This is a genomic window from Providencia sp. PROV033 (genome assembly GCF_028484855.1).
Classification (GTDB): Bacteria; Pseudomonadota; Gammaproteobacteria; order Enterobacterales; family Enterobacteriaceae; genus Providencia; species Providencia alcalifaciens.
Map to the genome: position 1 here is coordinate 1 of NZ_JAMPSW010000132.1, position 6,867 is coordinate 6,867.

General features: G+C 40.0%; 15 protein-coding genes and 1 pseudogene. 15 read left to right on the top strand and 1 reads right to left on the bottom strand.

Going from position 1 to position 6,867, the window contains the following annotated elements; all coding sequences use genetic code 11:
* The 15 genes and pseudogenes from PSF16_RS15885 to PSF16_RS15955 form a co-directional block, all read left to right on the top strand.
* Positions 1-695 (top strand): hypothetical protein (locus PSF16_RS15885; RefSeq protein ID WP_272689636.1); only part of this gene is annotated, 695 nt, incomplete at its 5' end.
* Positions 696-776: 81 nt separating this feature from the next.
* The gene (locus PSF16_RS15890) at positions 777-959 is read left to right on the top strand and encodes a hypothetical protein (protein ID WP_272689637.1); all 183 of its coding nucleotides are present in this window, start codon (positions 777-779) and stop codon (positions 957-959) included.
* Positions 960-1,086: 127 nt separating this feature from the next.
* Positions 1,087-1,254 carry a hypothetical protein gene (locus tag PSF16_RS15895; protein ID WP_272689638.1) on the top strand — a complete coding sequence of 56 codons (168 nt, stop codon included), beginning with the start codon at positions 1,087-1,089 and terminating at the stop codon, positions 1,252-1,254.
* Positions 1,251-2,075, top strand: a complete 825-nt coding sequence (locus tag PSF16_RS15900; protein WP_272689639.1) for a PD-(D/E)XK nuclease-like domain-containing protein — start codon at positions 1,251-1,253, stop codon at positions 2,073-2,075. The genes PSF16_RS15895 and PSF16_RS15900 overlap by 4 nt, the downstream gene beginning before the upstream one ends.
* Complete coding sequence (locus tag PSF16_RS15905) at positions 2,075-2,629, top strand: hypothetical protein (RefSeq protein WP_272689640.1); 555 nt, start codon at positions 2,075-2,077, stop codon at positions 2,627-2,629. Before PSF16_RS15900 ends, PSF16_RS15905 begins: the two co-directional genes overlap by 1 nt.
* Positions 2,629-3,087 (top strand): annotated as a pseudogene (gene ssb / locus PSF16_RS15910) (single-stranded DNA-binding protein). Before PSF16_RS15905 ends, ssb begins: the two are co-directional and overlap by 1 nt.
* 35 nt (positions 3,088-3,122) lie before the next feature.
* The gene (locus tag PSF16_RS15915; RefSeq protein ID WP_272689641.1) at positions 3,123-3,362 is read left to right on the top strand and encodes a hypothetical protein; all 240 of its coding nucleotides are present in this window, start codon (positions 3,123-3,125) and stop codon (positions 3,360-3,362) included.
* 39 nt (positions 3,363-3,401) lie between these two features.
* Positions 3,402-3,662 carry an antitoxin gene (locus PSF16_RS15920; protein ID WP_272689642.1) on the top strand — a complete coding sequence of 87 codons (261 nt, stop codon included), beginning with the start codon at positions 3,402-3,404 and terminating at the stop codon, positions 3,660-3,662.
* A 29-nt stretch (positions 3,663-3,691) separates the two neighbouring features.
* A complete protein-coding gene (locus PSF16_RS15925; RefSeq protein WP_272689643.1) occupies positions 3,692-3,979 on the top strand; it encodes a cyclic-phosphate processing receiver domain-containing protein in 288 nt (95 codons plus the stop codon).
* Positions 3,979-4,260 (top strand): hypothetical protein, encoded by a 282-nt coding sequence (locus PSF16_RS15930; RefSeq protein WP_272689644.1) that lies wholly within the window; start codon positions 3,979-3,981, stop codon positions 4,258-4,260. Before PSF16_RS15925 ends, PSF16_RS15930 begins: the two co-directional genes overlap by 1 nt.
* Positions 4,253-4,492 (top strand): hypothetical protein, encoded by a 240-nt coding sequence (locus PSF16_RS15935; RefSeq protein ID WP_272689645.1) that lies wholly within the window; start codon positions 4,253-4,255, stop codon positions 4,490-4,492. The genes PSF16_RS15930 and PSF16_RS15935 overlap by 8 nt, the downstream gene beginning before the upstream one ends.
* 158 nt (positions 4,493-4,650) lie before the next feature.
* On the top strand, positions 4,651-5,031 hold the full coding sequence (locus tag PSF16_RS15940; RefSeq protein ID WP_272689646.1) for a hypothetical protein: 381 nt from the start codon (positions 4,651-4,653) through the stop codon (positions 5,029-5,031).
* Positions 5,031-5,396 carry a hypothetical protein gene (locus PSF16_RS15945; RefSeq protein WP_272689647.1) on the top strand — a complete coding sequence of 122 codons (366 nt, stop codon included), beginning with the start codon at positions 5,031-5,033 and terminating at the stop codon, positions 5,394-5,396. Before PSF16_RS15940 ends, PSF16_RS15945 begins: the two co-directional genes overlap by 1 nt.
* Positions 5,386-5,931 carry a phage N-6-adenine-methyltransferase gene (locus PSF16_RS15950; protein ID WP_272689648.1) on the top strand — a complete coding sequence of 182 codons (546 nt, stop codon included), beginning with the start codon at positions 5,386-5,388 and terminating at the stop codon, positions 5,929-5,931. The genes PSF16_RS15945 and PSF16_RS15950 overlap by 11 nt, the downstream gene beginning before the upstream one ends.
* 227 nt (positions 5,932-6,158) lie before the next feature.
* Positions 6,159-6,392 (top strand): helix-turn-helix transcriptional regulator, encoded by a 234-nt coding sequence (locus tag PSF16_RS15955; protein WP_272689649.1) that lies wholly within the window; start codon positions 6,159-6,161, stop codon positions 6,390-6,392.
* On the opposite strand, the gene PSF16_RS15960 is transcribed toward PSF16_RS15955, so the two are convergent.
* A partial coding sequence (locus PSF16_RS15960) for a site-specific integrase (RefSeq protein ID WP_272689650.1) occupies positions 6,368-6,867 on the bottom strand: 500 nt, incomplete at its 5' end. The two genes, PSF16_RS15955 and PSF16_RS15960, sit on opposite strands and share 25 nt — an antisense overlap.

Below are 6,867 nucleotides of genomic sequence, written 5' to 3' on the forward strand. Positions count from 1 at the left end.
GACAGCCATTAACTGAGTGGGAAGCCGAGCAAGAGCGAATCGAAGCAGAAAAGCAAATGTTAGCGTGGCACGAAGAAGCGCTAGAAATGAATGCAGCATTCGATAAGGCACTTGCTGAGCGCATCGAGTCAGACCATGAAATCGCCCTGCTCATGAATGAGAAATTCGACCGTGATTTAGCAGAAGCTAAAGCCGAAGCTGAGCGCCAACGTATTGAACACGAAGAAGAGTTAAAGCGACAAGCAGCAGAGCAAGCAAGATTAGCAGCAGAACAAAAAGCACAGCAAGAAATCGAAGCAGCAGCACAGCGCGAACGCGAAGCAAAGGAAGCAGCAGAACGCGCTGAACGTGAAAAGCAGGAAGCCATTCAACGTGCCGAGCAAGAAGCAAAAGAAGCCAAGGAAAAGGCTGAACGTGACGCCAAAGAAGCTCAGGAACGAGCCGAACGCGAGAAACAAGCAGCTATCGAAGCTGAGCGCAAGAAAGCGCAAGAAGCTGAACAAACGCGATTAGCGGAAGAAGAGCGTAAGCGTCAGGAAGATGCTAAACGTCAGGAAGACAAAGAACATCGCCGTGTATTTAATAAAGAAGCACTGCAGGCATTAGTCAGTAACGGATTTGATGAAAAATTAGCGACTGAATTTATTAAGCTAGTTGCTAGTAACCAAATCCCCCACATGACAATGAATTACTAATACCCACCGCACCAACACCAGAACCTAAATAACAATCGCTATCAATCGATAAGTGAGGGTTTCGCACATCCAGAGGTAAGCATGAATATTGATAAACATAAACTTTGTTTAGCTCAACAGCAAGCTGGAATTGCACGTTATCTCAAGGATGAGAACGGATGGAGCGAAGCAAACGAAACATTAAAAACAGCATACGGAGTACAACATGAACGCAAAGCAGAAACACGCAAAGCAACAGATATTCACCCTACTTCGCGAGTCTGAAATGACTGAGCAACAAGTCGAGTTGTTATTTGCTGATTGGAAATTTAAACAGCAATGCGAAAAGACAAATCGAATTCTTCGGCAAGTTAATTCTCGTGGAGCATACGCATTCACGTAAGGATGAGATATGAGAATTCAAATTTATAGCCCCGACCCTAGCTTTGAGATTGGAGAAATGGCTATTGATATTTACAACGAAATTGACGGAGAGGAACTTCGACAATTATCTGAATTAACCAAGGATAGGATTCTAAAGAAAATACAGGATGTGTTGAAAGAGAGGCTTATTCAATGAGAGAGGGAATTATTTACGGACTGAGCAACGAGGACTATCACAAGGATGAAGCGATAGGTTCAACGTCAGTCAAAGCTATGAGTGTTAGCCCTGCCAATCTGTATTTTAACCCATTTAAAGGAAGTAAATCGGCACAGATTGGAACGGCAATTCATGCAGCATTACTGGAGCCAGAAGTTTTTGAAAAGGATTTTATACTCAAACCAGACATTAAAGATAGAAGATCAAAAGAATATATAGATCTAAAAAAAATATATCAGCCTGACAATATTCTAATAAATAGTGATGTAGAAACGATTACTCGAATGATTGATTCGGCAAGGATGAATACTGACTTTATGGATTACATAATGGCAAAGGGAAAATCAGAAGTATCGATGTTTGCCACATGCCCGATTACTGGTTTAAGACTTAAATGTCGGTTCGATAGATTATCAGACTCCCACCCTTACCCGCTTGATGTCAAAAGTTGCATGGATGCAACTGAGCGAGGTTTTAGTCAGGCATTCGGTAAATATCACTACCATATTCAAGCCGCCTTTTATCTGTACGTTTTAAAGCTAACTACAGGGATTGAGTTAGACCAGTTTTGCTTCTTTGCACTTCAAAATAAACCGCCTTATACCAATTGCATGTATTACATCGGCACGGAATCGCTGGAGCTTGGTTATAAGCACATGCACGAAGCATTACGCAAAATTAAAGAATGCATTGATGACGAATCACTACGAACTGAAGGAATAGTTCTGCCACCGAGTGAAATCAATGTTCCTAATTACTTATTCGATGATGAATATTTAGACGATGAGGTGTATCTCTAATGGACTTATCACGCACAATCATTCCAAAGTCAGATCAGCTTAACTTTGAAGATGTTCAATCTACCCCGATAACAGCAACTATCAAATCAGTAAGAGAAGGCTCTAAAGACCAGCCAGTGTTTATTGACCTCGTTGGTTATGACGGTCGCCCATATAAGCCATCAAAATCAATGCGGAGGGTTTTAATTGGCGGTTGGGGTAATGATGGTCATGCATGGGCTGGAAGGTCACTAACATTAATTGGAGACCCAACAGTTAAGTTTGGCGGCGTTGCGGTAGGCGGTATAAAAATTCACGCTATGAGCCATATTGAAAGCGACCTGTCATTCATGCTCTCTGTGTCTCGAGGAAAGCGCGCAGAGCACAGAGTTAAAAAGCTAATGACAAACTTTGATTTGTTATCTGATTTTACTGGAAAATCTGGAGAAATGACTCCAGAGCAATTAGACAGGTCATATAACTGGCTAAAAAATAAATTCACTGGTGATGCTGAGAGCCTAGAAAAACTAGAGGTGGTTTACCAAAGCGCAAAATCTGACATGGAGAAAAGCTGATGGCTAGTCGCGGAGTAAATAAGGTAATTCTCATTGGTCACTTAGGGCAAGACCCTGAAATTCGCTATATGCCTAACGGTGGCGCAGTAGCAAATATCACACTAGCTACATCGGAATCGTGGCGTGATAAACAATCGGGTGAAATGCGCGAAAAAACAGAGTGGCATAAAGTGATAATTTTCGGCAAGTTAGCTGAAGTTGCAGGTGAATATCTGAAAAAAGGCTCACAAGTCTATATCGAAGGTTCTCTGCAGACCCGTAAATGGCAAGACCAAAGCGGTCAAGACCGATACACAACAGAAGTCGTTGTGAATGTAGGCGGCTCTATGCAAATGTTAGGTGGTAACGGTGGCAATCAGGCATGAAGCCAGCAGCCAGCGCGACAGCCTCAGCAGCCACGGCAAGCGCCGCAGAATGAGCCACCTATGGATTGGGATGATCAAGAAATCCCCTTCTGACCCTTCCCTATGTGATTTAACCAAAGGATATAACCATGCCTGTAACTACTGATGTAGTGAAAGTCTATTACTCGCCAACTAGGAATAGGCGATATTTCAGCAAGGAAGCTGCAATAAAAGCCGAAGCCAAAGCGAGAATATTCAAGAAGTACCCTTCTGAGCCGTATGAATCCGACACTGGATATGCTGGCTACAACATTTGCGCTGATAGACCTGAATTTTATCAACGAGCATTACGTTTTCTTTCTTACCTAATAAAGAAAAACATCAATTAAATCAGGATATATTTGCAAGGATGCAAACAGGAGATAGATATGAAAACAGAATACATTTACATCTGCGCTCAAGCTTACTGTAACGATCAAGGCAGTGGCATTAATTACTACACAGATTATCAAAGGTTCGATAACCGTAACGATGCCATTAAAAACGGATGGCAACAGCGTGAATCTGACGATTTTAATATCGGTGTTTTAGTTAATGGGCGTCTGGTATCAGTTGATTGGATGGCTAAGCCAGTTACCACCAACCCTGAATCATTACTCAGAATTGAAGATGAATTGGGATTAATTTAACTCGCAGGGATGCATTAAGAGGAATGAATATGAAAGTCTATCTCGACGACGAGCGCATAACGCCAGATGGATTTGTGCGTGTTTACTGGCCTGATGAAGCAATTAAATTACTGGAAACTGGCGAGGTTGAGCTAATTAGCCTAGACCATGATTTAGGTGATGATGAACGCGGCACGGGCTACGACGTTTTATTGTGGATAGAAGAACAAGTTTATTTAAATGGATTTAAAGCGCCTGAAATTATTGTTCATTCTTCTAATTCATCAGCACGTCATAAAATGGAATTAGCAATTGCAAATATTAAAAAGGTGGAGTGATGGATAAATCAAGGAAGCAATTTGAAGAATGGTTTGCACCACAGAAAGAAGAAATGAAGCGGAATGGGTTAGGTATGATTTCGATAACGAGAATGCACCAGCGTCAGTTATCAGCATGGCAAGCATCACGCGAGAGTTTGGAAATTGAATTGCCAAAAAAATGTAATACATCCATAGCTGGAGATACAAAAACAAAATATTACTTCAATGGAATAAATGAAGGTATTGATAAATGCAAGCAGATACTAATCAGCAACGGAGTGAAAATAAAAAATGAATAAAAATGAAATTAGAGTTTTGACTTCTTATGTAAAGGGAATGATTGCAGATAATAAAGAGCCAGAAAAGAAAGTTATTATTGCATTGTGTGATGAACTGGAGAGAATAACTAATTTAAATCCTGTTGGTTATATGGAATCAAATGGCGTTGATTATATTAATAAGCATGGATTCACTCATATTAACGCCGAGCAATCAGGCTCAATAAATATCCCTCTATATAAATTAGATTAAATAACCATGCAAATAATCGGATATGTATTACTCATGCTAATACAGGGTTCTGCTGTGCCTGTTACAGAGCAAATATACACACAGCAAGAATGCGAGAGCCGTGCCATGCAGATAATGCAGGTGCGGGATGTTGAGATAGTTTGTGGGGAGGCATTCAGATGAGCGAAATTAAATCACTAGCAGATGGTGATGAATTAAATAACGAAACATGGAATAACTTTATTGAGCGGCTTAAATATCACAATCAAGGTGAAGGTGTTAATTATCATGCAACTGCTTACCCTATATTCACTGTAAGAGAGAAAGTAACCGTTACTGGCAGCGAAGATGATAACGTGGGGATTTGCTGTGAGGGTGAATACTTCGATGATGTTAATGATGCGTTCGACTGGCTAGATGAAGAAACAAAAAACACACTGAAATCTCAATCCGAAGAAGATGCTAAGTGCTCGTGGAGCAATTTAAGCGACTACGACAAAGCTAACTCAATCATTGATGCAATGATGGATGGTAAAATTAAATATGTTGGTGATGAATAATGAATAAATACACCGAACTATCTGACTTCGAGATTAATAAAAAGATATTCATTCTCGATTGCAAAGAAAATGGCATTCAATATAAAAATATTGAGCAAGGAAAGGGAAGATTTAGCTTTTTTAGCCGACGATTAAAAGCACAGATAAAATATGATAATGAAGAAGAATGGGTGGAAACTGAATGGGTTGATGCATTTAGTAATCAAATGGCGATGAATTTAGCTGAAGTGAATAAAATAGCCATGATACCGAAAGATGGAATTTGGCAATGTGGCTCTGGTTGGAATGTGGCAGAAGATAAAAAACTAACTCGTGCAATATGCCTAGCATATTTATTAATGAAGGATGCGGAGAATGAAGGCTGACTACGGAGGTAGCCATACACCAAAGGAATTGCGTGATAGATGGCAAACTCCCCTACCTTTATTTACAGCATTGGACGCTGAATTCGGTTTCTATTTAGATGCCGCCGCAGATAAAAATAACCACCTTTGTTCTCATTACCTTACCGAAAAAGACGACTCACTAAATTGTGATTGGGAAAGTTACGGCGCTATTTGGGTGAATCCCCCGTACAGCGAAATTCAGCCATGGATTAATAAAGCCGCCGAACAATGTAAAAAGCAATTGCAACCTGTCGTAATGTTAATTCCGTCTGATACTTCCGTCGGATGGTTTAATTCGGCATTAGAAACAGTTGATGAAGTGAGATTAATTACAGGAGGAAGAATTTCATTTATTAACGCTGGTACAAATAAACCAGTTAACGGGAATAACAAAGGCTCAATGCTTTTAATATGGCGCCCTTACATTAAACCACGAAAGATAATTAGCACTGTCGATAGAGATGAATTAATAAATATCGGCAACAAAATATTAAATGAATGGAAAATATCATAGGTGAATTATGACACCACAGGAAATGGAGAATGGACGCAGAGCTATTGCAAGGGAATGCAAGCAAGAATTAGAAAATAACAAGCCGCTTAATGATGTAAAACGAAAATCAATTCTCAACAAGCACCTAAATAAATTCACCACTTAGCTATCGCCAGACCAATTAAAGAAAACGACCGTAAATATATGGCTTAGTGTTTATGTTGAAAAGTTACATAAGGAAGAAAAGCATGGATAACGTAAATAAGATTCTAATTTGCAGAACTGAAATACAGGAAATGCTCGGCGGGATATCTAGAACAACATTCTATTACAAGCGCAAAGAATGGGAAAAAGAAGGAACTCCGTTCCCTGCCCCTGATAAAAACCACCAACCAATTAAAGGCGGCGGCACTTTATACAGATATAGAGAAGTTATGAATTTCTTCAAGAATAAAGGTTACTTTGATAGTTGCTCGATGTGATCTGCAAGCATATTCGCAGATTCTATCTGCTCCTTTATATATTCATATCTGTCATACACAGCGAGAATACCAGCGAGCTTATGTCCAAGGATTTTTTCGGATACATGCGGCAGGACGCCAAGCTCACCCATTTTTGTTTTCGCTGTTCTTCGCAAGTCATGGGTTGACCAATCATCTACTCCCATTTTTACGCCAACCTGCTTTGCCATTTGCAACAGAACGCTGGCTGACATCGGTCTGTCTTCTTGTATAGCAGCAGGTGGAAATGCTTGCTCAAATGATGGGTAAATTTCAAAGGCTTCTTTTAGTAATGAAACCGATTTATTTGATAGCCCTCGATTGAAAGCCTCACGAGTTTTTGAAATTTCCGCAGGAACATGCCAAACTTGGTTATCTAAATCAAAGTCTGATTTTTTAGCCATTCGCAGTTCAACACCACGGCACCCAGTTAGTAGCACTAGCTTAATAAATATTT